The sequence below is a fragment of the Salinicola acroporae genome (genome assembly GCF_003206615.1).
Taxonomy (GTDB): Bacteria; Pseudomonadota; Gammaproteobacteria; order Pseudomonadales; family Halomonadaceae; genus Salinicola; species Salinicola acroporae.
Genome location: NZ_PZJW01000003.1, coordinates 231,063 through 256,344 on the forward strand (window position 1 = coordinate 231,063; position 25,282 = coordinate 256,344).

Here is a 25,282-nt window from a genome sequence, read left to right on the forward strand (position 1 = left end):
ACTCGCTTCCTGCTGTTTCCGGTGGTTGCCACTGCCACCCTTCGCTACGGAGGGCAGCCGATGAGCAGCCTGGAAACCCTGCTCGACAGCCGCCAGGTCTGGCGTGCCCAGACCGGTGCCGCTGGCGATCGCGGCGAGGCGATTGCCAGCGGGCACGCCGAGCTCGATGCGTTCCTGCCGGGCGGTGGCTGGCCACCGGCCGCAGTCAGCGAGCTGCTGTCGAGCGGCGCCGGCAACGGCGAGCTGGCCCTGCTGTGGCCCGTGCTCTCGCGAATGACACGGCAAGGCAGGCCGATCGTGCTGATCTCGCCACCGGGGGCGCCGTATCCGGCAGCTTGGCGGCAGGCGGGGGTGGCGCTTGGGCAGTGCCACTGGCTCGAAGTGCAGGGTCGCGAGGCGTTATGGGCGGCGGAGCAGTGTCTGCGCGCCGGCTGTTGCGGGGCGGTCATGGCCTGGCTGCCGCAGGCCGATAGCCGTCTCATGCGCCGGTTGCAGGTGGCGGCGGCGAGCGGGAATACGCTGGCCTTCGTGCATCGGCCTTTGGTGAAAGTGGCCGAGGCATCGCCCGCACCGCTGCGGTTGCGGTTGCACCGGCACGCCGAGCTGGAAGTCCTCAAGTGTCGCGGCGGCTTGGTGTCCTCGCGTCGAATCGCCTTCGGCGGCGGGACGTGACCGCATGCGTTGGGTCTGCCTGCTGTTCCCGCGCCTGGCGCTGGAGGGCGCGCTGCGTCGCCGCCCCGATCCCGAGGCCCCGTTCGCCCTGATCGACGGACCGCCACCGCGTCAATGCATCCGTGCTGCCAATCGCGCTGCCCGCGATCAAGGCGTCAGGCCCGGACAGGCACTGGGCTTCGCCGAAGCGCTCTGTGACGGCCTGGAAACCGCGCCGTTCGATGCCGAATCCGTCGAACGCTGGCGTCGACGTCTGGCCGCCTGGGCCTATGGCTTCAGCGCCCAGGTCAGCCTTCACTATCCGCATGCGCTGGTGTTCGAAATCGCCAGCAGTCTCGCTCTGCTCGGCCCCTGGCCACGGCTGGAGGCGCGTCTGCGCGCGGAACTCGGCGAGCTCGGCTTTTCGCATCGACTGGTGATCGCCCCCAACCCGGCGGCGGCGCGGGTGCTGGTCAATGTCCATGACGGCCTGGCGGTGGACGAGAGCGAGCTGGAGTCGGTGTTGGCAAGCCTGCGTCTCGATCGGGCCGGGCTGGCGAGCGTCGATGCCGATCGTGACATCGTGCAGACCCTGACCCGCAGTGGCTTCCAGCGTCTGGGCGAGCTGTTCGCCCTGCCACGCAGCGCCCTGGCCCGACGTTTCGGGGGCCGCCTGATGCGTCACCTGGGCGAACTGCGGGGAGAGTGGCCGCTGGCGCTGGATTACCACCGCCCGACGCCGCGCTTTTCCCGCACCTTCGCGTTCGATCAGCCAGTGCATGCCATTGCCGGCCTGGCTTTTCCGCTCAAGCGTCTGCTGCAGGAACTGAGCCTGTTTCTGATCGGCCAGGACGCCGGGGTCGAGCGATTCCGGGTCACGTTCGAACTGGAGGACGGCCCGCCGCAGACCGTCGAGGTCGGTCTGTTGTCGGTACATCGCGATGCCGACACTTTGCTCGAGCTGACCCGCGCCCATCTGGAGCGCGTGTGCCTCGCCGGCCCGGTGATGGCCTTGACGCTCTTCGCACCTCGGCTCTCCGACTATGCCCCGACAAGACGCGAGTTGCTGGAAGGACCGGCACGCCAGGCCCAGGCCTGGGCGGCGCTGCACCAGCGTCTGGTGGCGCGATTGGGCGAGTCGGCACTCCGGCCGCTGGTCGAACATCGCGAGTATCGCCCGGAGAAGGCGGTGCTGAGCGGACTCGGGCCACGAGCGCGTGACGCCAGCGCCGGCCCGCCTCGCCCCGGCTGGCTAGTGCCGGCGCCGCAGCGCTGCGATGGCGACGTGGTGCAACTGCTGGCGGGGCCGGAGCGAATAGAAAGTGGCTGGTGGGACGGTGACGACATTCGACGCGACTACTATCTGGCCCAGTGGGTCGATGGTCGCCACGCCTGGATCTGGTGCGAGCCGGGACGGCAGGGCTGGTATCTGCACGGATGGTTCGGATGAACGATCTCTTTCCACTGCGGCCCGACGCTGCCAACTTATCGCGGCCCGACGCTGCCGCTTCGGACGCCCGTGAGTCGATAGGCGCGGGTGCGGGTGCCTGTAGAATCGGCGCGGATGCGGGCGCCTCTAGAGACCCCTACGCCGAGCTGCACTGCCTTTCCGCGTTCAGCTTCCAGCGCGGGGCTTCCACTGCGGATGAACTGTTCGAGCGGGCGGCGCGGCACGGCTATCGGGCCCTGGCGATCACCGACGAAGCCACGCTGGCCGGTATCGTGCGCGGCTGGCAGGCGGCGCGTGAGTACGGCATCGACCTGATCGTCGGTGCCGAGTTTCTTACCGAGTGCGGCATCAAGCTGGTGCTGTTGGTGGAGAACCGGCGGGGTTACGAAGCGCTCTGCGGATTGATTACCTGTGTTCGCGGTCGGGCTGCCAAGGGCGAGTACCGGCTGCTCGCAACGGATCTCGACGGACTCGATGGCGGTGACGGGCTGTTCGCGCTGTGGATTCCCGGTGCGATACCGGATCCTGGTCTCGGGAAGCGATTGGCCAGCCTCTTTCCCGATCGGCTGTGGCTGGCGGTGGAGCTGCACTACGGCTTCGAGCAGGGCTGCGACAACGCAGCGCGCCTGGCCCAGCTGCAGGCCCTGGCCGAGTCGCTGGGCATTCCGGCAGTGGCGACGGGGGACGTTCACATGCACGCCCGTGGCCGGCGGGCGCTGCAGGATTGCCTCACCGCGATCCGCCACCACCAGAGCGTGTTCGAGGCCGGCGATACCCTGTTCCCCAACGGCGAGCGCCATCTGCGTACGCGTGACGCGCTATCCGCGCTCTATCCCGCCGCGCTGATGGCCGAAAGCGTCACACTGGCGTCGCGCTGCCGCTTCGATCTCGGTGAGCTCGAGTACACCTACCCCCACGAGGTGGTACCGGACGGCAAGACCCCGGCCGAATGGCTGCGCGAACTGACCGCCGAAGGCTGCCGGCGGCGATGGCCGGATGGGGTGCCCGAGAAGACGGCAGGTCAGATCGACCACGAACTCGCGCTGATCGAAGAGCTCGGCTACGAGCACTACTTCCTGACCGTGCACGACATCGTCGACTTCGCGCGGCGCCAGCACATCCTGTGCCAGGGGCGCGGCTCGGCGGCCAACTCGGCGGTCTGTTTCGCGCTGGGGATTACCGAGATCGATCCGTCGCGCACGGCGCTGCTGTTCGAGCGTTTCATCTCCCGCGAGCGCGACGAGCCACCGGATATCGATGTCGATTTCGAACATGAACGGCGGGAGGAGGTGATCCAGTACGTCTTCCGCCGCTACGGACGGCATCGGGCGGCGCTGACCGCGGTGGTCAGCCATTACCATGCCGCCGGCGCGATTCGGGATATCGGGCGGGCACTGGGTTTCGCGCCGGAGCGCATTGATCGACTCGCCCGCTGTGCCGGGCGCTGGACCGATCACATTCCCGATCCGGCGCGGCTGCGCGAGCAGGGGTTCGAGCCTGACGAACCAGCGCTGCAGCGGCTGCTGGTGCTGGCCGGCACGCTCATCGGCTTTCCGCGCCATCTCTCCCAGCATCCAGGCGGATTCGTGATCTCGGATGCGCCGCTGCAGACGCTGGTGCCGGTGGAAAACGCCGCCATGCCGGAGCGCACCGTGATCCAGTGGGACAAGGACGATCTCGACCTGGTCGGGCTGCTCAAGGTGGATGTGCTCTCGCTGGGTATGCTGACGGTGCTGCGGCGAAGCCTGGATCTGCTGCAACGGCATCGCGGACTCGGCTACGCGCTGGCGACGATTCCCAAGGAGTGCAACGAGACCTACGCCATGATCCAGCGCGCCGACACCCTGGGCGTGTTCCAGATCGAATCCCGCGCGCAGATGGCGATGCTGCCCCGGCTCAGGCCGGCCAAGTTCTACGATCTGGTGATCGAGGTGGCGATCGTGCGTCCCGGGCCGATCCAGGGCGACATGGTGCATCCCTACCTCAAGCGGCGCAGCGGCGAGGAGCCGATCACCTACCCCTCGCAAGCGTTCGAGCAGGTCTTCGCGCGTACCCTGGGCGTGCCGCTGTTTCAGGAACAGGTGATGGCACTGGCAGTGGAGGCCGCGGGGTACAGTCCTGGCGAGGCCGATCAGTTGCGTCGTTCGATGGCCGCCTGGAAGCGCCACGGCGGGCTCGAACCCCATCGCCAACGGATTGTCGACGGCATGCTGGAACGTGGCTACGCCAGAGAGTTCGCCGAGCGCATCTTCGAGCAGATCAAAGGCTTCGGCAGCTACGGCTTTCCCGAATCCCACGCCGCCAGCTTCGCCCTGCTCACCTATGCCAGCTGCTGGTTCAAGTGTCACGAGCAGGCAATCTTCGCCTGCGCGCTGATCAACAGCTGGCCAATGGGCTTCTATTCGCCGGATCAGGTGTTGCAGGACGCCCGTCGCCACGGCGTCGAGGTGCGCCCGGTCGACATTCGCCAGAGCCAGTGGGAGAGCACGCTGGAGCCGGTGGACGAGAGCGCCCCCGTGAACACCGGCGCGCTGGCGATCCGGCTCGGGCTACACATGATCAAGGGCTTGGCCGAGAGCGACGGCCAACGCCTGCTGGCGGCGCGCGACACGCCCGGCTGCGATAGCGTCGAGCGCCTGGCGGCGAGGTCCGGCGTCAAGCGGGCGGTCTTGTCACGGCTCGCCGATGCCGGCGCGCTGGAAGGGCTGGTGGGTGATCGCCATCGGGCGCGCTGGGCCGCGGCCGGGATCGAGGCTTCGTTGCCGCTGTTTTCCGAAGTCGATAGCGAAGAGGAGCCTCTCGTGCTGCCGGCCATCGAGGTCGGCGAGGCCATCAAGGCGGATTACGCCACGCTCGGCACTACCCTGGGGCCGCACCCGCTGGCGCTATTGCGCCAGCGCTGCCGCCCGGATGGCTCCCGTGGCCTCGGCGGCGTGGTGGATTCGAAACGCCTCGCGGATCTGTCCGGCGATGTCGGTGTGGTGATCGCCGGGCTGGTGGTCGGGCGCCAGCGCCCGGGATCGGCCAAGGGCGTCACCTTCCTCACCCTCGAGGACGAGTTCGGCATGATCAATGTCGTGGTCTGGCCACGGCTCGCCGAGCGCTATCGCCGTATCCTGCTCGAATCCCGCCTGCTGCGGGTGACCGGCAAGCTGGAGAGCCAGGAGGGCGTCCGTCATGTCATCGCCCGGCACCTGACCGACCTCACCGACCTGCTGGAGGGGTTGAGTACACGAAGCCGCGACTTTCATTGACATGGACCATGAACTGCGAGCGACGAGCAAGAGCCGGAAGCGACGTAACCGGCTTCAGGCTGCCTTTTAACCACAATGAGCGAAAAACGAAACGCCGGCCGCCGAGTCGCGAGCGACTGGCCGAGCGGGGCTGAACTATGGTTAGGTGCTGAGATAGGGCTAGGCATTGAACCATCCCGCCGTGCGATCTGTCTTCAATCGTGGTGCGGCAAGAACCGATGGTATTTGTCTTTCAATCACTGGAATTGTCTTTCAATCACAAGAGGCGGCTGATTTATGGAGAGCATTGGCGTAGGGCCCTGGATCGCGATCGTCGTGGCGGTGGGCGCCGTTGGCGTATTGGTCGGTTACTGGCTGGGTACCAAGATGGGGGGCCACAACACCGAGCCGATGCGCGAACTCAACCGCGAACACACTGCCTACAAGGAGGACGTCCGCGAGCATTTCGAACAGGTCTCCGCGACCATGACCCGTATGGTCGAGGATTATCGCGAGATGTATCACCACGTCGCCAAGGGCGCCGAGAAGCTCGCCGACATGCACCACGAGACGGTGATCGAGCCGCCGCCCAAGCCCGAGGCGATCACTCAGGACCGACCTGCCGGCGACGAGGCGTCCGATACGCCGACTGCCGACGAGGCCGGCAAGGAGAAGGTATCGCCGGCTTCGTCGGCTCCCCGGGAGACGCCGTCGGCAACGGCTCCCACGGCCTCCGGGGCGGCGGCGAAATCCTCCGCCTCCTCCTCGGCAACCGGTGCCGGAGCGCCGTCTGCCTCCACGCGCCCCCAGGATGCGGCGATTCGTGCTGCCGCCGAAGACGCCGCCACGTCGCAGAAGCGCTGATCGCCCCGCGCCGCTCAGCCGTGGCGGGCGTCATGTCAGGTGGAGCGCACCGGCTATGTTAAGCTGGCGCGCTCTTCTCTATTTCCAGCAGCAGGCCCCGCACGGTTCCCAATGGATGATGTCTCGGCACTAATCGACTCCCTCAACGCCAACCAGCGCGAGGCCGTCGCCGCGCCGCCCGGCAATATGCTGGTGCTGGCCGGTGCCGGTTCGGGCAAGACCCGGGTTCTGGTGCATCGCATCGCCTGGTTGATGCAGGCGGAAGGCGTCTCCCCCTACGCGATTCTGGCGGTGACCTTCACCAACAAGGCGGCCCGCGAGATGCGCACGCGTCTCGAGGCGCTGCAGGGCGCGTCGCTGCGCAACATGTGGGTCGGTACCTTCCACTCCATCGCCCATCGCCTGCTGCGCACGCACTGGCATGACGCGCGGTTGCCCCAGCATTTCCAGATCATCGACAGCGACGACCAGCTGCGGTTGGTCAAGCGCCTGCTGCGGGATCACAACGTCGATGACGAGCGCTACCCGCCCAAGCAGGTGCAGTATTTCATCGGCGGCTGCAAGGAGGAGGGGCTGCGCCCGCAGCAGGTGGCGACCCACGGCGATCCCTACATGGCCAAGATGGTCGAGCTCTACGAGCTCTATCAACTGACCTGCGAGCGGGGCGGACTGGTCGACTTCGGCGAGTTGCTGCTGCGCAGCCTGGAGCTGCTGCGCGATACGCCGGCGCTGCTCAAGCACTATCGCGAACGCTTCGGCCATATCCTGGTCGACGAGTTCCAGGACACCAATACCCTGCAGTACGCCTGGCTCAAGCTGCTGGCCGGCGCTGATGGCAATGGGGGGAGCGATGCCGATCGCGCGGCCATGATCGTGGTCGGCGACGACGATCAGTCGATCTACGGCTGGCGCGGGGCCAAGGTCGAGAACATCCGTCGTTTCGAGAGCGAATTCGCCAATACCCGGACGGTCCGGCTGGAGCAGAACTACCGCTCCACCAGCGTGATTCTGGATGCCGCCAATGCGCTGATCAGCCAGAACAGCGGGCGCATGGGCAAGGAGCTGTGGACCGACGGCGAGACCGGAGAGAAGATATCGGTCTATGCCGGCTTCAACGATCTCGACGAGGCGCGCTTCATCGTCGATACCATCGGCGAGCAGGGCCGCAACGGCTTCGCGCGCCGCGAGATGGCGATTCTCTACCGCTCCAACGCCCAGTCGCGGGTGATCGAGGAGGCGCTGATCCGCAGCGGCGTGCCGTATCGCATCTACGGTGGCCAGCGCTTCTACGAACGGCTCGAGATCAAGAACGCGCTGGCCTATCTGCGGCTGCTGCTCAATCGCGAGGACGACGCCTCGCTGGAACGGGTGATCAACGTGCCGCCCCGCGGGATCGGCACGCGCACGGTGGAGATCCTGCGTGGCCGCGCCCGCGACACCAGCGTGTCGCTGTGGCAGGCACTACACGACAGCCTGAGCGACGGCACGCTCAAGGGCCGCGCCGGGAACGCGATCAACGCCTTCGCCGAGCTGATCGAGCGCCTCGACAATGACACCGCCGGCATGGCGCTCTATGAGATCATCGATCATGTCATTCAGGTCTCCGGGCTGATCGAGCATCATCGCAGCGAGAAGGGCGAGAAAGGCCAGGCGCGGGTCGAGAACCTCGAGGAGCTGATCAACGCGGCGCGAGCGTTCTCGCAGAGCGCCCAGGCCAACCCGATCGACCTGCAGGAGGTGGGCGAAGGCGCCGCGGCGCTGGAGCCGTTCCTGGCCGAGGCGGCGCTCAATGCCGGCGATCACGAAGCCGACGAGTTCGAGGACTGCGTCCAGATGATGACGTTGCACTCGGCCAAGGGGCTGGAGTTCCCGGTGGTGTTCGTGGCCGGTATCGAAGAGGGGCTGTTCCCGCACAAGATGTCGCTGGAGGAGCCAGGGCGGCTCGAGGAGGAGCGTCGGCTCTGCTACGTGGGCATGACCCGTGCCATGCGCAAGCTCTACCTCACCTACGCCGAGATTCGCCGCCTGCATGGGCGCGAGACCATGGCGCGACCGTCGCGGTTCTTGCGGGAAGTCCCCGAGGAGCTGCTCGAGGAGGTGCGCCTGCGCGGCCAGGTATCGCGACCGGTGACCTCCCGGCCCAACGTGGGTCCGGCACGCCAGCAGGGCATCGAAGGCGGCGACGACCTGCCATCGCTGTCGCTCGGCCAGCGCGTCAGCCATCCGCTGTTTGGCGAAGGGGTGATCCTCGATGCCGAAGGCGAGGGCGCCCGGGCGCGGGTCCATGTCAGCTTCGAGGGCGAGGGCGACAAGTGGCTGGTACTGGGATTCGCCAAACTGACCCCGCTGTGAATCCGTCATCGTCACGAAGTTGCAACAATTCCATGCGATGATGGCGGCCATAGGTGTCTCTACGCCTGTCGCGTTCAGGCCATCGAAGACAGATCCTTGCTGGCAGGCTCAACTGCCCAGTCGCCGTGCCAGATACGTCAACGCCCCCAAGACAAGCCGTCGGAGTCACGCATGGATATCACCAGCGATACCCACAGTCAGCACATCTCGCAGCAGTACAACCAGGATCTCGAGACCATCAAGACCCAATTGATGGCCATGGGCGGGCTGGTCGAGAAGCAGCTCCAGGAAGCGCTGGATGCACTGTTGGATGGCGACAGCCAACTGGCGATTCGGGTGCGCGACAACGACACCAGCGTCAACGACATGCAGCTCAAGATCGACGAAGAGTGCGTGCGGATTCTGGCGCGTCGCCAGCCGGCAGCCTCCGATCTGCGCCTGGTGATCGCGGTCATCCGGGCCACCAATGATCTCGAGCGGATGGGCGACGAAGCCAACAAGATCGCGCGCAATGCCATCGATCTGATCGAGTCGGGGCGTATCCCCCAGGGCAGCGTGGAGATTCGTCACATCAGCGAACACGTGCGCAGCATGTTGCGTGATTCGCTGACCGCCTTCGCCCGCTTCGATACCGAACTGGCATTGAAGGTGGTTCAGGAAGACGCGTCGGTGGATAGCGAGTACACCACGGCCATGCGATCGCTGGCGACCTTCATGATGGAAGACCCCCGCTCCATCGGCGGCGTGCTCAGCGTCATGACGGTACTGCGCGCACTCGAGCGTATCGGCGATCACGCCGACAACCTCGCCGAGCACGTCATCTATCTGGTGAAGGGGCGCGATATCCGCCATACCTCAGTGGACGAGCTCGATCGGGAAGCCCTGGGCCGAAGCGACAAGCGCTAGGCTGGCTGAAAAGCCGACGGGCGCAGGCCGATCCTGGGCCCATGCCCTGCGTTCGATGCATTTTCCATCTCGCCCGTGGAGTGCAGCGCAGCGATCGGCGACAGCGAGGACCGGCTTGGCGCGCCAGTCGATCGTTGACGCCGTATCGGCAAGGGTTGGAGTTTTCAGACCTGGCTCGGGGGCCCGTCGCTCGCCGGCTGGTGAGCATGCGGGATCAGGATTGACGCCGCGCCGAAGGGAGTGTGTTAGCGTGTCGATCACGCAATACTTTGTCTGGTCGACGGATTCAGCATGATCTACCCCCTTCAAGCGATTATCCAAGGCACGCGCCTGGTGTTCGAACCCGGGCTGCGCCGCTTCGTGATCGGTCCGGTTGTGGTCAACCTGCTGCTATATGGTGGCACGCTCTTCTATCTCTTCGAGAATTTCGGCGGCTGGCTCGACTACGGCATGCGCCAGGTGCCGGGCTGGCTGACCTGGCTCGAGTGGCTGATCTGGCCGCTGCTGGTCGTCGCCCTGGCGCTGATCGTCTTCTTCACTTTCACCCTGGTCTCCAACCTGATCGCGGCGCCGTTCTACGGCTTCCTGGCCGAAAAGGTGGAAACCCGGGTCACCGGACGCCCGCCCAGCGACGAGCGCGGCTGGATCAAGACCGGCGTCGATGCGCTGGGGCGGGAGCTGGTCAAGCTGGGCTATATCCTGCCGCGCATGGCGGTGCTGTTCCTGCTGGGGTTCGTACCGGGGCTGAACCTGATCACCCCCTTTCTGTGGGCGGCGTTCTCGGCCTGGATGATGGCCGTCCAGTATCTCGATTACCCGATGGACAACAATCAGGTCAGCTTCACCGACATGCGCCGTCGGCTGCGCGGGCGCTGGTGGCCGACGTTGACCTACGGCGCTTGCATGTCGGTGGCGACCTGGGTGCCGGTGCTCAACCTGATTTTGCTGCCCGGCGGCGTTGCCGGTGGCGTCATGCTATGGGATCGCTACTACCGCCCCATGGTGCCGGCCACCCGTTGATGGCGCGCGGCGAGCGCACGCCGACGGGGCCGGGATCGACAAGAAAAATGGCGGATGGGGTTGAAAGCCGTCTCGGGACACGCCATCTAGACTGGACGACAGGGAGATTTGCCGAAGCGGTGAGGCCAGCTTCGCCCAGACTTCGGAAAATCTTTTTGAAATCAATATGATATTTTATCGTGGCAACGCTGTGCGAAGATCGGGCTCGCTTGACACCGTGACGCGTTGCTCACTATTTTGATTCACCCGAGAGGCGCCCACGTCGGGCAATGCCTCCTCATGAAAGGGAGTTTTGATCATGGCTCATAGCTTACCGTCGCTACCCTACGCATATGACGCGCTGGAACCCAAGATCGACGCGATGACGATGGAGATTCACCACACTCGTCACCATCAGACTTACGTCAACAATCTCAACGCCGCGCTGGAAGGCACCGGTCTCGAAGAGGTCCCGGTCGACAAGCTGATGGCCGATATCGACAAGGTGCCGCAGGACAAGCGCCAGGCCGTCATCAACAACGGCGGCGGTCATGCCAACCACTCCCTGTTCTGGACCGTGATGTCCAAGGACGGCGGTGGCGAGCCGACCGGCAAGGTGGGCGAGGCCATCAGCAGCGAGCTGGGCGGCTACGAGACCTTCAAGGAAGAGTTCAAGAAGGCGGCGACCGGTCGTTTCGGTAGCGGCTGGGCGTGGCTGGTGGTGACGCCCGAGAAGAAGCTCAAGGTCATCAACACCCTCAACCAGGATAGCCCGCTGATGGAAGGCCTGACGCCGATCCTGGGACTGGATGTCTGGGAACACGCCTACTATCTGAAGTACCAGAACAAGCGTCCGGACTATATCGCGGCGTTCTTCGACGTCATCAATTGGGATGAAGTCAACCGTCGCTACGCCGAAGCGACTGCCTGATCATCGGGTCGATATCCCGATGCCAGGCTGTTCCAGGATGCCCCCGTTTCGGGGGCATCCTGCGTTGGTACCCGCCTCGGCAAGGATTCCCCCCGCAGCGGCTTTTCTGATACGCTGACCGCGCTGGCGTCCTGCCGGTCCGCTCATCGATCCACCCTCGCGACGATTCGACACCATGACTGCACAACGCTGCGACGCCACGCTGACGCTTACCGATGTGAATGATTTTCGATTGCGCCTGATAGCGTTTCTGGATGAGTACGACGTGGCCTACCGCACCGACGAGCGTCAGGTGGCGATCGACCTGCCGGGGGGCGAAGCGCGTTTCTCGGTGAGCCGGGTCGGCCTTCACCTCGAGGCCGAAGCCGATGCGAGGGATGGACTGGAGACGCTGCGCGGCATCATCGAGCACTACGTTTCGCTGTTCGCCGGCGAGAACGCCCTGCCGCTGCACTGGCATGGAGACGTGGTGGCGGCACCGACCTTCGCCAATTTTCGCGAAATGCGGGTGGTTCGAGTCGAGGAGTTGAGCCCCAGCATCCGCCGTTTGACCCTGAGCGGCGAAAACCTGGCGCGCTTCGATCATCCGCAAGAGTGGCACGTGCGGCTGCATTTTCCACCGGTCGGCATCGATCGCCCCCAGTGGCCCCGACCCACCGCGGAAGGCGGTACCCAATGGCCGCCGGAAGATCGGCGGGCCGAGATTCGCTACTACACCATTCGCCGCCTGGACGTCGCCAGTGGCGAGGTGGAGATCGATTTTCTGCTACACGAAGCGCCGGGGCCGGGGGGCGATTTCGCTCGCCGAGCCAAGCCGGGCGATATCTGCGGCATGGCCGGCCCCTACGGCCGGGGCGTCGCCGACGCATCCCACTACCTGCTGGCCGGCGACGAGACGGCCATTCCCGCCATCGCGCGGTTGCTGGAGACGTTGCCGGCGAGCGCGCAGGTCGAGGCGTGGCTGGAGGTCGAATCGCCGGTGGACGAGCTGGAATTGCCGGTAGCCGATCACTGCCGCATCAGTTGGCGGCACCGCTGTCGTGGTCACGCGCCGAGCGAGCAGCTTGCCTCGGCGGTGGCCGAGGCGATGCCCGACATCCGCGACGATCTGTTCGTCTGGTTCGCCGGTGAAGCCGATGTCAGCCAACGCCTGCGCAAGCGTCTTAAACAGGAGTTCGGGCTGCAGAAGGGGCAGCACTTGGTGACAGGCTATTGGAAGAGAGAGGCCGGCTGAGTCCAGCGCCTACTGAGTTCGTTCGAGTACCAGCAGCGGATCGATCCGGGTATCGAACCAGTTCATGCCCCAGTGCAGGTGGGGCCCGGTGGCGCGCCCGGTCGCCCCCACCGCACCGATCACGTCGCCCTGCTCGACGCGATCGCCGACCTTCACGTCGATCCGCGACAGATGCAGGAAGTTGGAGCTGATGCCGTAGCCGTGGTCGAGCAGCACCGTACCGCCGGTCAGATAGAGATCGTCGGCGAAGGTGATCACGCCACTGGCCGGGGCCTTGACCGGCGTGCCCTCGGCGGCGGCGATGTCCATTCCCGAGTGCGCCGATCCCGGCGTGCCGTTGTAGATGCGCTGGTTGCCGAAACGCCCGCTGATGCGCCCCTCTACCGGCCAGACGAAGGCCTGGGCGAACCCCACCCGATCGTCGTTACGTTTCCGCTCGGCGCTGACGGCGGCCTGTTCGCGAGCGATGCGGGCGGCAATCTCCGGCGGCGGCGAGACGGTCCTGGGCGGCACGCCGTCGATGCGTTCGATCGGCCAGTCGCGCGGCGTGATCGTGACCGCCGCACTCTGCTGGCGACCATCCGGCGTGGTGACCGATACCATCTGACGACCGCTGGCATCGCGGCCGACACCGAAGACCACGGTGCCGTAGCCGGTAACCCTGAGGTCGTGCCCCGCCACGGTGACCTGGCTGCCGGGCGGCACGCGCCCGATCACCATCGAGCCCTGCTGGACGCTGTCGGGGAAGGTGATCGGAACCGCATCGGCGCGTGTTTCGACCATAACGCTTGATAGCAGCAGCATGAATACGGTGGCGCCGAGCCGTCGGCACCACCAGAGAGGAGAGGGGGTCGATATCACCTGTCGGCACTCCGTATCGCGGGATGCCGCCACCATAACCTGGGCCGGTGGCGGAAGACCACGCGGATGAGAGACAGGACCGCGCCGAGAGAGCGCCGTCTAGAACGACTCCCAATCGTCGTTGCCGCTCGGCGTCGAGCTTGTCGCACTCTTGCCACCCGGCGAGGACGGCGCCGCCAATATCGGCGCCGGGATCGAGGGTGACGGCGAACGATAGCGCGACACCATCTCCTCGTATTCGATGTCGGGGATCTTGAACCCGGACAGCGCCCGCTCCAGTTTCGCCACCTGGGCATTGAGCGTGGCGGCGGCGGCCGATGCCTGCTGCACCAGCGAGGCGTTCTGCTGGGTGACGTGATCCATCTGCACGACGGCCTCGTTGACCTGATCGATACCGTTGGACTGTTCGCCGGAAGCGATCGAGATCTCCTCGATCAGGTCGGTCATGCGGGCCACGGAATCCACGGCACGACGAATGGTCTCGCCGGCCCGCCCGACGATCTCGGAGCCGGCATCGATCTTGCGATTCGAGGTGTCGATCAGCTCGCGGATCTCGCGAGAGGCGTCGGCGCTGCGGCTGGCCAGGGTGCGAACTTCATTGGCGACGACCGCGAACCCCCGGCCCTGCTCGCCGGCCCGAGCGGCTTCCACCGAGGCGTTGAGCGCCAGGATATTGGTCTGGAAGGCGATCGAGTCGATCACGCCGACGATCTCGGTCACCCGGCGCGAGCTGTCGGTGATGCCCTGCATGGTCGAGACGACCTGATCCATCATCTCGCCGCCCTCCGCGGCGGTGGCCCGGGCCTCACCGGCCAGGCCGCTCGCCTGGCGGGCGTTGTCGGCATTCTGGCGCACGGTCTGGGTCAGTTCCTCCATGCTGGAGGCCGTCTCGCCGACGGACGCCGCCTGCTGCTCGGTTCGCGCCGCCAGATCCTGGTTGCCGCTGTGGATCTGGCCCACGCCGACGGTGATGGTGGTCGAGGCGTGGCGAACGTTGGTCATCGATTCGGCCAGATGAATCCGCATGCCCTCGATGGCCGCGAGCAGGCTGTGGCGGTCGCTGGCTCCGATCTTCAACGCGGTGGTGAGATCGCCCTCGGCCATGCCCCGGATCGCGTCTCGCGCCTGGCGCGGATCGCCCCCCAGGTCGCCCAGCACGTTGCGGATGATCCAGCCCATGATCAGCGTGATGATGATGCCGATGACACCGGCGATCAGGCTCATCTTCAACACGCCGGCCCAGAAGGCGTGCTGGATGTCGCTGACATAGACGTTGGCGGCGAGATACCAGTCCCACTCGGGGACGTAGCGAACGTAGTTGAGGCGCGATACGTCCTGGCCATCGGCATCGGTGGAGGTGTACTCCAGCGTGCCGTCGTCGGGGGAGTCCGCCAGCGCCTTGAGCTCGCGATAGAAGTAGACGCCGTTGTCGTCGCGGAAACCGCTCATGTCCGTGCCGATTTCGCGCTTGGGGTGATAGACCAGATGGATATCGCTGTCGAAGGCGTAGACATAGCTGCCGTCGAGGTCCAGCGCCGACAGGTTCCTGCGGGCGAAGTTCTTGGCGGCATCTTCGGAGAACTCGCCATCGTTGGCGCGCTGAACATAGCGCTCGACCAGCGTCTGGGCGCTGGCCACGAAGCTCTTGAGACTGGTGACGCGCTCGGCCATCAGCGTCTCGCGCTTTTCCAGGGCCATCCAGCCCACCAGGATCAGCATGCCCAGCCACATCAGGCCAACCGTGATCCAGAGTTTTCGTCGCATCGTCATCTTGAGGGGCGTCCTTTTCTTCGCGAGGAGCAATTCATATAAACAACTAGTAACTATGAACCGATCTCGTTATCGGCCGGGGACGCCGAAGATTGAGCGAGTGTCGAAGGAGAGCGCCGAAAAAGGAGGGATTCGTCAGGCTGACGTAGAGGTATCGGAGGAAGGGGAAGCCGGCGGCTCGGGCGCCACGCGCACCGCCGGGAACACGCAGCGGAAGCGCGCGCCGAGCCCCGGGCGGCTGACGATTTCCAGGCTGGCGTCGTGGCGCAGCAGCACGTGCTTGACGATGGCCAGGCCCAGTCCCGTACCGCCGGTGGCGGCGCTGCGACCCTTGTCGACGCGATAGAAGCGCTCGGTCAGCCGCGGGATATGGATGGGGTCGAAACCGTCGCCGTTGTCTTCCACTTCGATGGCGGCGCCATCGTGCCAGGGCTTCCAGCGCAAGATGATGGTACTGCCTTCCGGCGTGTAGCGAACGGCGTTGAAGACCAGGTTGGAGACGGCGCTGCGTATCTCCTTGGTGTTCGCCAGCAGATGCCGCGACTCTTCGGCTTCTATCGACAACTGGTGGCGTTGTGCGCTCAATTCGCGGGCATCGGCGGCGATATCATGAAGCAGGGCCGTCACGTCCAGCGCATCGCGGTCGTCATCGGGGCTGTCGATCTCGAGCCGCGACAGCAGCAGCAGGTCCTCGACCAGGTTCTGCATGCGCATGGTCTGGGCCTGCATCTGGCCGAACCCGCGCTGCCAGCGTTGGGGTAGCTGGTCGGCATGGTCCGAGTAGGTTTCGAGATAGCCGGCCAGCACCGTCAGCGGCGTGCGCAGCTCATGGGAGACGTTGGCGACGAAGTCGCGGCGCATCATCTCCAGCTGATGCAGCCGGGTCACGTCCCGCGCCATCAGCAGGCGTTCGTTGTCACCGAACAGGGTGAGATGGAACTGCAGGGTACGATTGGCCTGGACCGGAGAGGGGATCAGCAGTGGCTCGCGATAGTCGCCCGTCTCGAAGTAGGCGATGAAGCGGGGGTCGCGCAGGAAGTTGGTGATCGGCTGCCCGCGGTCGTGATCGGGCTGCAGGCCGAGCATGTCGCAGGCGGCGCTGTTCCACCACTCCAGGTCGCCCTGGGGATCCAGCATCACAACGCTGTCGCGCATCGCCTCGCAGGAGTCCTGGATGCGCCGCAGGATATCGCGCAGTCGCTGCTGCAGCTGCGTCTGCGCTTTCTGATAGTGATACAGGCGATCGAACAGATCGCCCCAGACCCCGGTACCGGGTGGCGGCGCCTCGCGGGGATTCTTCAGCAGCCAGACATAGAGCATGCGCACGTGGCGCAGGTGGAGAAAGACATAGAGCCCCAGGCCGGCCGCGAGCCCCCAGCCCATTCCGGCGAGCAGGTCGTCGCCCAGCTCGCCGAGCAACAGCCCCATGGCGCCAAGCCCGAACAGCATGTAGCCGAGGCGCCACAGTTCGTTGATCCAGTAGCGCACGTCCTGACTTACTCCCTGATCGAAAAGCGGTAGCCGGTACCGCGCACGGTCTGGACCAGATGCTGGTGCGCTTCACCCAGGGATTTGCGCAGGCGTCGGATGTGGACATCGACGGTACGCTCTTCCACGTAGACGTTGCCGCCCCAGACCTGATCCAGCAACTGGCTGCGGGTATAGGCACGTTCCTGGTGGGTCATGAAGAACTGCAGCAGGCGATACTCGGTCGGGCCGATCTCCAGGGCGCCACCATGGGAAGTGACGCGGTGGCTGGAGGGATCGAGCCGCAGCCCCTCGACCTCGACCGCCTCCTCGATACCCGGCGGCGTGGCCCGGCGCAGCACCGCCTTGAGCCGGGCCACCAGCTCCCGCGGCGAAAAGGGCTTGGTGATGTAGTCGTCGGCGCCCGCCTCCAGTCCCTGGACCTTGTTGTCCTCTTCACCCTTGGCGGTGAGCAGGATGATCGGCATCTCGGCGGTGGCTTCCTCGCGCTTCAGGCGGCGCGCGAGCTCGATGCCGCTGGTGCCGGGCATCATCCAGTCGAGCAGCATCAGGTCGGGTTTCTGGTCCAGCGCCATGGCGTGGCCGGTCTGGGCGTTGTCGGCTTCCAGCACACGATAGTCGGCCATTTCCAGGGCAACGGCGATCATTTCGCGGATGGACGCTTCGTCGTCAACGATGAGTACGGTCTTGGAGCTCATGCGCAGTGCCTCGAGTGAGCCGCCGGTTCGCTGGATTGCGTGGCGTCGATGACGCTATCGGGCGTAGCGACCGGCCGTGACAGAACGGTGACGATTACATCGTGAAAATATGACATCGATATGACAGCCACGACAATCGCGTCTTTCAGACCGGCGGCCACAGCGCCAGCACCAGCCCGGCGAACAGCAAGAGCCCCGACCAGAAGTTGTTGAGGAAGGCCTGAAAGCAGGGGCCACGCTCGCGCTCCCGGATCAGCCACTGCTGATAGACGAAGGTTGCCGCCATCGCCGCCAGTCCCAGCCAGAAGAAACCGCCCAGCGCCAGCCGTGCCCCGACCCAGGCCAGCAGCGCCAGGGTCAGCAACTGCAGCAGGCCGATGATCAGCTTGTCGGCGCGGCCGAACAGGCGCGCGGTGGACTTCACTCCGATCTTGATGTCGTCGTCGCGATCGACCATGGCATATTGGGTGTCGTAGGCCACGGTCCAGGCGACGTTGGCGAGCAACAGCAGCCACGCCTCCAGCGGCAGGCTGCGGCTCACTGCCATGAACGCCATCGGGATGCTCCACGAGAACGCCATGCCCAGCACCACCTGGGGCAGGTGGGTATAGCGCTTCATGAAGGGGTAGAGCGCGGCCAGCGCCACGCCAATGAAGGAGAGCAGGACCGTGGCCAGGTTGGTGAAGCAGACCAGCACGAAGGCCGCCGCCACCAGCGCCGCGAACAGGAGCTTGGCTTCCTGCTCGCGGATGCGTCCGGTGGCCAGCGGGCGCTCCTTGGTGCGCTTGACGTGACCGTCGATCTTGCGGTCGGCGTAGTCGTTGACCACGCAGCCGGCGGCGCGCATCAGATAGACGCCGAGCACGAAGATGATCAGGTTGGCGCGGTCCGGCAGGCCGCCGGCGGCGAGCCACAGCGCCCACAGCGTCGGCCACATCAGCAGCCAGGTGCCGATCGGCTTGTCGAGCCGGGTCAGGCGCAGGAAATCCGGCAGGCGGGCGAGGCCGCGGGGCGTGGAAGGGGAACCGGCGCTGGGCATACGAATCTCCGAAACGGCAAAGCCTCTGAATCGGCAACGACTTTACTGCAACTGCGGCCGCGCTTCGAGGTGGGAGCCAGCGTTCAGGTCGTCGGTCGTGGTTCCGGGAGAGCCAGGCCCAGGTCCTCCGCCATGTCATGCAGGAAGCACTCCTGTACCAGCAGTTGAATGCGGCCGTGACGGAAGCGTGACCGTCTCAGCCACACGCCTTCTGCGCCCGCGGAGACTCGCGCCACCTCGATCGGATCGCGTTCCAGGTCGGGTTGCGCGAATAGCCAACTGCCCAGCGAACGCTCTCCCAGCGTGCGCAGGCGCCGGCAACCGGTACGATCCAGCGGAGCGACCGAGCGCGCCGCCACCCACGGTCGCTCGCCGCTCATCAGCGTGACCTCGCGTATCCAGGCGACGTCGGTAGGCGCCAGCCCCAGTGCAAGCGCCTCGTCGCGGCGCGGTCGTTCGACGCCCTGGTGTTCCAGCCGGACCCGGAAGGGGCGCCCGGAGGCCGCGACCAACCGGGCGGTGAGCGAGTCGGTGGAGCCCACCCACTGCCACCAGGCGGCGTTCATGCGAGGCCGCCGGGTGATGGCGGGAGCCCAGCGAATCCATCGCCAGGATCGTTCGGCGGGCGACAGTGCATGGCAGTAACAAGCTGAGGGCACGCGAAGCGACTCCATCAGGACGCATCAGGAAAGCGCCGCGAACGGTCGGGAACCATCGGGACGGCGCGGGTCGAAGGCGGCGTAGTGTAACATGGGGCCTCGAGACGACCGACCGAACGAGTCCGTGATGAGTCAATCCAATCCCTCCACCGCGCCCCTGACGATCATCGGTACCGGGATGGCCGGCGTGGGCCTGGCCCGAGCCATTCGGAGCCGTGATGGCGAGCGACCGATCACCCTGATCAGTGCCGACAGCGGCGACGAGTACACCAAGCCGCTGCTCTCCAGCGCCTTCGCCAAGCGGCAGACGCCACAATCGCTGGTCATGCATGATGCGGTGGACCTGGCCGCGACGCTGAAGGCGCGGGTTCGTACCCGGACGCCCATCGATGCCATCGACACCGCCGGCCGTCGGTTGAGGATCGGTGCCGAGACGCTGCCCTATGGCCAACTGGTGCTGGCGACCGGAGCCGCCCCCTGGCAGCCGTTCGAGGTCGCCTCCTCGCTGCGCGACCGGGTCTTTCAGATCAACGATCTCGATGACTACCGTCGCTTGCGCGGGGTACTGGATCGCCATCCCGGTCAGCGAGCCCGCATCGTCATCATCGGCGCCGGGCTGGTGGGTTGCGAGTTCGCCAATGACCTCTCTGCCGGAGGTCACCGGATCGCACTGGTCGCACCCGAGCCGACACCGCTGCCACGCCTGCTGCCGCCACCGCTGGGGCGGGCACTGGGCGAGGCCTTTGCCGAAGCCGGCATTCGCGGCTATTTCGAACGTCAGGTGGCAGCGCTTCACGACGATGGCGATGGAGTGGCGCTGGTACTCGACGACGGCGAAGCGCTGGCAGCGGATCTGGTGCTGTTCGCGACAGGGCTGCGCCCGCGTACCGCCCTGGCCGAGGCCGCAGGGCTGGCGGTGTCGCCAGCCGGTATCCTGACCGACTGCCGGCTTGCGACCAGTGCGCCGGAGATCTTCGCGCTGGGTGACGTCGCCTGTGTCGATGGGCTCGGCGCCTCGGCCGGCGGGGTGAGCGCCATGTACGTTCAGCCACTGCAGGCCGCAGTCAAGGCGCTGGCGGCAACGCTGACCGGCACACCGACCGAGGTGAGCTACGGCGCCTGGCCGGTGGTGGTCAAGACACCGCTGCTACCGGTTGTCGCGCTGCCACCGCGCGAACCCCCTCACCACTGGCGGATCGAGGGAGAGGCCGGAGATTTCAGCGCCTTGGCCGAGGACCAGGCAGGACGGTTACTGGGCTTCGCGCTGACCGGGCGCTGCGTTCGTCGTAAAGTCGAACTGGCGCGAGCCGCCCCCCCGTTGCTAGGCTAACCCCGGTGGCTACGGTTGTATCAGCCATGAATCGTCACCTGATGCTGGACAAACCGCGCCCCGAGCGGCTTATTATGCGTTCGGAGGGCATTCCCCTCATCGAGAACAACAACTCGTTTCAGATGCGAGGCGTTTCAGGTGACGCCATAGCCAAACTAGGAGGGCTCTATGCGTAAGCCAGAACTCGCTGCGGCGATTGCCGAGCGTGCGGATCTTTCGAAGGACAAGGCCAGTCAGGTGCTGAACGTCATTCTCGACGAAATCACCGGTACGGTTTCCAAAGGTAGCGATGTCACGTTGATCGGTTTTGGTTCATTTACGGTTCGCGAGCGTGCCGCACGGACGGGTAAGAACCCGCAGACTGGCAAGCCGTTGAACATCCCGGCCAGCAAGACCGTGGCCTTCAAGCCCGGCAAGGCTCTCAAGGACGCCGTCAGCAAGTAAGTTCGGGTTTCGAATTCCCGAGTCGCTCATCCGCCAATGAGCGCAGCGATAGCCGATCCGTCCCGATGCTGGCGGGTCGGCATTCTTCGATACATTCCCTGTCCTGTTGATCGGTCGTGCGAGGTGGCATGAAGCTCAAGTTGATGCTCTGGTGGCTTGGCGTGATGCTCAAACGCGCGCGTTCGCGCAAGGCGGCGTTTCGCGAGAGTCTGGAGAAACTCCAGCGATTCGACTGGGGCGTGGCCACGGAAGACCTCTCGATTGCCCGTCATTATCGAATGAGTCCGCAAGCCGTCCATAGCGACACTGGCCTGCCGGTGGATCTGGCGCTGGAACTGCGCTTTCGTGACGCCGATAGTGCCACGCGCTTTCTCCGTAAACCGTCTCAGCGCGCCTTCCGAGAGGGCCTGTTCGATGGCCGCCTGCGGTTGGTGGGCGATTCCCGCGATCTGGAGCGACTGCAGGGGCTGCTGAAGCATCTCTAGCCGATCTTGATGATGCGCCGGCCCTGAATCGCAGCGCCCCTGGCAGTGATGAACTGCCAGGGGCGCTTTTTATTGGCCGGCGCGAATGCCAGTCAACATCCCGTCTTTACTGTGCGGTGGACGGCTTGGCGGCTTCGGCTTCGCTCGACAGGCGAATGGTGATGTCATCGCTGACATTGGGCACATACTGATCCAGACCGAAATCGCTGCGCTGAATGGTTGTCTCGGCGTCGAAACCCAGCGCCGGCACCTTCGCCATCGGATGCTCGCCAACGCCATTGAGCGTGGCGTGCAGGACGACCGGCTTGGTCACGTCCTTGAGGGTCAGGTCGCCATGCACGTCGTATCGGTCGTCACCCATCGATTCGATCTCGGTACTCTTGAACGTGGCGTCGGGATACTGCGCAACGTCGAAGTACTCGCTGCCCAGAAACTCCTCGTTGAGTGCCGGCACCTTGGTATCCACGGTCTTGACCGGAATGGTCACCTCGACATGGGAATTGGCGACGTTGTCCTCGTCGAACTGAATGGTGCCGGTCACGTCCGAGAACGTTGCCGTCGGGTGAGAGAAACCGAAGTGGCTCCAGGAAGCCACGACGCTGGTATGCGTGGGATCCATCTGGTAAGTCGTGGTCTCTGCCATCGCGCTGACGCTTGCCGTCGACGTCAGCAGGGCCGCAGCCAAAACGATCTTGTTCAACATCATCGGTCACTTCCTCGAGTCGGGTGGTCTTTCACACGGGTCGAATGGCGGAGACCCGTGGGTGGCCGCCATGATTGAGATCAGGATATCTTCGGCAGATCGAATACCAGCACTTCGGCATCCTCGCCGTGTTCCAGGGTCACGCCTGGTTCTTCCACCAGCATCAGCGCATCGCCGCCCTCCAGTGCCTGGCCGTTGATGCTCACCTTGCCGCGCACCACATGGACGTAGCTCTGACGACTATCGGCCAGCGCCAGCTCGGCACGCTCGTCGGCGTCGAGCAGCGACGCGTAGATGAATGCATCCTGCTGCAGCGTAAGCGAACCGTCGCGACCGTCAGGAGAGAGGATCAGGCACAGCCGGCCACGCTTGTCGGCATCCGTGAAATCCTTCTCGGCATAGTGCGGGGTCAGGCCACGCTCTCTCGGGAACAGCCAGATCTGCAGGAAGTGGACCGGTTCGCTGGTCGAGTGGTTGAACTCGCTGTGCTCGACGCCACTTCCCGTGGTCATGATCTGCACCCGGCCGGGGCCGATCGACGAGCCGTTGCCCAGGGTGTCCTGATGGCCCAGCTCGCCGCTCAAGACATAGGAGAAGATCTCCATGTCCTGGTGGCCGTGCCGGCCGAAGCCTTGGCCGGGCGCCACGCGATCTTCGTTGATGACCCGCAGTACGCTGAAGTGGACGTGCTTCGGATCGTGATAGCCGGCGAACGAGAAAGAGTGATAGCTCTTGAGCCAGCCGTGATCGGCGTAACCGCGCTCGTCAGCCTGTCTGATCGTCAACATGGAGTGTCTCCTGGTTGCGGGCGCCGAGCGTCAGCCACGGCGCAATGGAGACAGTGTATCGATCAATTAATCGAACAAAAGCGCGTTTTTGTGCATGTATCGATGCGCAAAATCGAACGATTGCGTGCACTCAGGATTCGCCGATTCGCGCACTTCGCATCGAATCGGCCAGTTCCCGGGTCAATGCCAGCGCACCCTCCGGACCTGACTCGGCGAGTCGCTCGATCAGCGCGCTACCGACGACCACTGCATCGGTGACCCGGGCAATGGCGGCGGCCGTGTCGCCGTCGCGCACGCCAAAGCCGACGGCGACGGGTAGCGGCGACTGTCGCTTGAGATCGCCGAGTGCGCTCTCCAGCTCCGCCGCGATATCGAGTCGCCGGCTGCCGGTCACGCCGTTGAAGGCGATGCGATAGACGAAGCCGTCACCCTGCGCCAGCAGGGCCGGCAGTCGTTCGGGCGGTGTCGTCGGCGCCACCAGCGGGATTCGCGCCAGACCCAGGTCGCGTGCCCTGGCCGTCAGCGCGGCGCCGTGCTCCGGCGGCAGGTCGACCAGGATCAGTCCGTCCACACCGGCCTCCGCTGCCGCTTGCAGGAAGCGATCCTCGCCGAAGCGCTGGAGCGGATTGAGATAGCCCATCAGCACGATCGGCGTCTCCTCGTCGCGCTGCCGAAAATCGCGCACCATCTCCAGGGTTCGCGCCAGGGTCTGGCCATTGGCCAGGGCGCGCTGCCCGGCGCGTTGAATGGCCACGCCGTCGGCCATCGGGTCGCTGAATGGCATCCCCAGTTCGATGATGTCGGCGCCCGCGGCTGGCAGCCGGGCGAGCAGGTCGCCGCTGGTGACGGGATCGGGGTCGCCGGCCATCACGTAGGTCACCAGCGCGGCGCGGTTCTCGGCACCCAGCGCCGCGAAACGGCGCGCCAGGCGCGAACCGGGCTGGGTAGAGACGTGGCGCGTGGCATCGGTCTCACGCGTGTCGATCGTCGATGACGGTGCGCTCATGATTCGGCCTCCTCGGGCATCAGGTGACGGGTGATGGTATCCATGTCCTTGTCGCCGCGACCGCTCAGGCAGACCACGATGATCTGGTCCGCTTCCTGCCTGGCGGCCAGCCGCCCGGCGTGATGGAGCGCGTGGGCCGATTCCAATGCCGGCAGAATGCCCTCCCGCCGGCAGCAGAGCGCGACGGCCTCCAGCGCTTCGTCGTCGGTAACCGCGACGTAGCTCGCCCGGCCGCTGTCGTGAAGATAGGCGTGCTCGGGGCCGATGCCTGGATAGTCGAGCCCGGCGGAAATCGAGTGCGCATCACGGATCTGGCCGTCGTCGTCCTGCAACAGATAGGTTCGATTGCCGTGCAGGATGCCGGGAGTGCCACCGTTGATGCTGGCGGCATGGCGGCCACTCTCGAGCCCTTCCCCGGCCGCCTCGACACCGACCATGGCGACGTCGTCGTCGAGAAAGGCGTGGAACAGTCCCATGGCGTTGGAGCCGCCACCGACACAGGCGACCAGCGTGTCCGGCAGACGGCCCTGTGTCGCCAACAGTTGCTCGCGTGTCTCGACGCCGATCACCGACTGGAAGTCCCGCACCATGCGCGGATAGGGCGCCGGTCCGGCCACGGTGCCGATGATGTAGAAAGTGTCGTCGACATTGGCGACCCAGTCGCGCAGCGCCTCGTTCATGGCGTCCTTGAGCGTCGCCGTGCCGCTGTGGACGGGTACGATCTCGGCACCGAGCAGGTGCATGCGCTGGACATTGGGCTGCTGGCGCTCGATATCGGTCGCCCCCATGTAGATCACGCAACCCAGGCCGAGCCGCGCGGCGATCGTGGCGACGGCCACACCGTGCATGCCGGCCCCGGTCTCCGCGATCAGCCGCTGGCGCCCCATGCGCTGCGCCAGCAGCGCCTGACCCAGGGCGTTGTTGATCTTGTGCGCGCCAGTGTGATTGAGATCCTCGCGCTTCAGGTAGATCCGCGCACCGCCGAAGTGTTCGGTCAGACGCTCGGCGAAATAGAGCGGGGTGGCGCGCCCCACGTAGTCGCGCTGAAGCTCCTGCAGCCTGGCCTGGAAGGCGGGGTCGAGGCGGGCGTCGTCATAGGCGGCTTCGATCTCGCCGATCAGCGGCATCAGCGTCTCGGCGACATAGCGCCCGCCGTACCCCAGGTTCGACGGCGTGCCGTGGCCATCGTCCGCGTTGCCACCAAAAAATTCCCGGGGGAAATTTTTGACGTCGCGTCGGCGACGGCCCGAAGGGTGGCCGCCAGGGGTGGCGGGTACAAAAAAGCCGTTGTGGTCGGGGAGAGTCTTCAATGTCGAGTTCATCGTTCATATCCGGTCATCGATTCGATGCCCCCAGACTAGGCTGGCGGCGAGAGGGAGAAAATCGATAAA

At 65.5% G+C, this 25,282-nt stretch carries 22 protein-coding genes; 12 read left to right on the plus strand and 10 right to left on the minus strand.

The features are described 5' to 3' along the window. Nucleotides 1–60: 60 nt before the first annotated feature. From imuA to DOM54_RS05195, 9 genes are all read left to right on the plus strand, one after another. A complete protein-coding gene (gene imuA, locus DOM54_RS05155; RefSeq protein ID WP_110715313.1) occupies nt 61–672 on the plus strand; it encodes a translesion DNA synthesis-associated protein ImuA in 612 nt (203 codons plus the stop codon). A 4-nt stretch (nt 673–676) separates the two neighbouring features. Then, entirely contained in the window at nt 677–2,101 is a 1,425-nt protein-coding gene (locus DOM54_RS05160; protein WP_110715314.1) for a Y-family DNA polymerase, read from the plus strand. Further along, a complete protein-coding gene (locus DOM54_RS05165; protein WP_110715315.1) occupies nt 2,098–5,355 on the plus strand; it encodes an error-prone DNA polymerase in 3,258 nt (1,085 codons plus the stop codon). Before DOM54_RS05160 ends, DOM54_RS05165 begins: the two co-directional genes overlap by 4 nt. Before the next feature lie 276 nt (nt 5,356–5,631). After that, entirely contained in the window at nt 5,632–6,198 is a 567-nt protein-coding gene (locus DOM54_RS05170; protein WP_110715316.1) for a ZapG family protein, read from the plus strand. A gap of 111 nt (nt 6,199–6,309) precedes the next feature. Continuing rightward, on the plus strand, nt 6,310–8,550 hold the full coding sequence (uvrD, locus tag DOM54_RS05175) for a DNA helicase II (protein WP_110715317.1): 2,241 nt from the start codon (nt 6,310–6,312) through the stop codon (nt 8,548–8,550). 171 nt (nt 8,551–8,721) lie between these two features. Further along, nucleotides 8,722–9,456 carry a phosphate signaling complex protein PhoU gene (phoU, locus tag DOM54_RS05180; RefSeq protein WP_110601770.1) on the plus strand — a complete coding sequence of 245 codons (735 nt, stop codon included), beginning with the start codon at nt 8,722–8,724 and terminating at the stop codon, nt 9,454–9,456. Between the two features lie 291 nt (nt 9,457–9,747). Further along, a complete protein-coding gene (cysZ, locus tag DOM54_RS05185; protein WP_110715318.1) occupies nt 9,748–10,476 on the plus strand; it encodes a sulfate transporter CysZ in 729 nt (242 codons plus the stop codon). Between the two features lie 298 nt (nt 10,477–10,774). Next, complete coding sequence (locus DOM54_RS05190) at nt 10,775–11,386, plus strand: superoxide dismutase (RefSeq protein WP_110715319.1); 612 nt, start codon at nt 10,775–10,777, stop codon at nt 11,384–11,386. Between the two features lie 175 nt (nt 11,387–11,561). Beyond that, nucleotides 11,562–12,620 (plus strand): siderophore-interacting protein, encoded by a 1,059-nt coding sequence (locus DOM54_RS05195; RefSeq protein WP_110715320.1) that lies wholly within the window; start codon nt 11,562–11,564, stop codon nt 12,618–12,620. A 9-nt stretch (nt 12,621–12,629) separates the two neighbouring features. Here the strand turns inward: DOM54_RS05195 and DOM54_RS05200 are convergent, their stop codons facing one another. From DOM54_RS05200 to DOM54_RS05225, 6 genes are all read right to left on the minus strand, one after another. Then, complete coding sequence (locus DOM54_RS05200; RefSeq protein WP_240613773.1) at nt 12,630–13,481, minus strand: M23 family metallopeptidase; 852 nt, start codon at nt 13,479–13,481, stop codon at nt 12,630–12,632. Nucleotides 13,482–13,580: 99 nt separating this feature from the next. Next, the gene (locus tag DOM54_RS05205; RefSeq protein ID WP_240613774.1) at nt 13,581–15,251 is read right to left on the minus strand and encodes a methyl-accepting chemotaxis protein; all 1,671 of its coding nucleotides are present in this window, start codon (nt 15,249–15,251) and stop codon (nt 13,581–13,583) included. Nucleotides 15,252–15,386: 135 nt separating this feature from the next. After that, a complete protein-coding gene (gene phoR / locus DOM54_RS05210; RefSeq protein WP_110715322.1) occupies nt 15,387–16,739 on the minus strand; it encodes a phosphate regulon sensor histidine kinase PhoR in 1,353 nt (450 codons plus the stop codon). An 8-nt stretch (nt 16,740–16,747) separates the two neighbouring features. Beyond that, nucleotides 16,748–17,437 carry a phosphate regulon transcriptional regulator PhoB gene (gene phoB / locus DOM54_RS05215; RefSeq protein ID WP_110715323.1) on the minus strand — a complete coding sequence of 230 codons (690 nt, stop codon included), beginning with the start codon at nt 17,435–17,437 and terminating at the stop codon, nt 16,748–16,750. A 145-nt stretch (nt 17,438–17,582) separates the two neighbouring features. Further along, nucleotides 17,583–18,476, minus strand: a complete 894-nt coding sequence (ubiA, locus tag DOM54_RS05220; protein ID WP_110715324.1) for a 4-hydroxybenzoate octaprenyltransferase — start codon at nt 18,474–18,476, stop codon at nt 17,583–17,585. An 83-nt stretch (nt 18,477–18,559) separates the two neighbouring features. Beyond that, nucleotides 18,560–19,042: a chorismate lyase gene (locus DOM54_RS05225; RefSeq protein WP_110715325.1), complete on the minus strand. Its 483-nt coding sequence runs from the start codon at nt 19,040–19,042 to the stop codon at nt 18,560–18,562. Nucleotides 19,043–19,262: 220 nt separating this feature from the next. On the opposite strand from DOM54_RS05225, the gene DOM54_RS05230 reads away from it, so the two are divergent. The 3 genes from DOM54_RS05230 to DOM54_RS05240 all read left to right on the plus strand — a co-directional run bounded on the left by DOM54_RS05230 (nt 19,263) and on the right by DOM54_RS05240 (nt 21,394). Then, a complete protein-coding gene (locus DOM54_RS05230) occupies nt 19,263–20,465 on the plus strand; it encodes an NAD(P)/FAD-dependent oxidoreductase (RefSeq protein WP_110715326.1) in 1,203 nt (400 codons plus the stop codon). 168 nt (nt 20,466–20,633) lie between these two features. Further along, entirely contained in the window at nt 20,634–20,909 is a 276-nt protein-coding gene (locus tag DOM54_RS05235; RefSeq protein WP_035472794.1) for an HU family DNA-binding protein, read from the plus strand. Between the two features lie 128 nt (nt 20,910–21,037). Further along, nucleotides 21,038–21,394: a hypothetical protein gene (locus DOM54_RS05240; RefSeq protein WP_110715327.1), complete on the plus strand. Its 357-nt coding sequence runs from the start codon at nt 21,038–21,040 to the stop codon at nt 21,392–21,394. Nucleotides 21,395–21,500: 106 nt separating this feature from the next. Here the strand turns inward: DOM54_RS05240 and DOM54_RS05245 are convergent, their stop codons facing one another. The 4 genes from DOM54_RS05245 to trpB all read right to left on the minus strand — a co-directional run bounded on the left by DOM54_RS05245 (nt 21,501) and on the right by trpB (nt 25,213). Continuing rightward, entirely contained in the window at nt 21,501–22,100 is a 600-nt protein-coding gene (locus tag DOM54_RS05245) for a YceI family protein (RefSeq protein ID WP_240613775.1), read from the minus strand. A gap of 77 nt (nt 22,101–22,177) precedes the next feature. Next, nucleotides 22,178–22,885, minus strand: coding sequence for a pirin family protein (locus DOM54_RS05250; RefSeq protein WP_110715328.1), 708 nt, complete (start codon nt 22,883–22,885; stop codon nt 22,178–22,180). 130 nt (nt 22,886–23,015) lie between these two features. Next, nucleotides 23,016–23,891 (minus strand): tryptophan synthase subunit alpha, encoded by an 876-nt coding sequence (gene trpA, locus DOM54_RS05255; RefSeq protein ID WP_110715329.1) that lies wholly within the window; start codon nt 23,889–23,891, stop codon nt 23,016–23,018. Further along, the gene (trpB, locus tag DOM54_RS05260; RefSeq protein ID WP_110715330.1) at nt 23,888–25,213 is read right to left on the minus strand and encodes a tryptophan synthase subunit beta; all 1,326 of its coding nucleotides are present in this window, start codon (nt 25,211–25,213) and stop codon (nt 23,888–23,890) included. Before trpB ends, trpA begins: the two co-directional genes overlap by 4 nt. Nucleotides 25,214–25,282 lie beyond the last annotated feature (69 nt).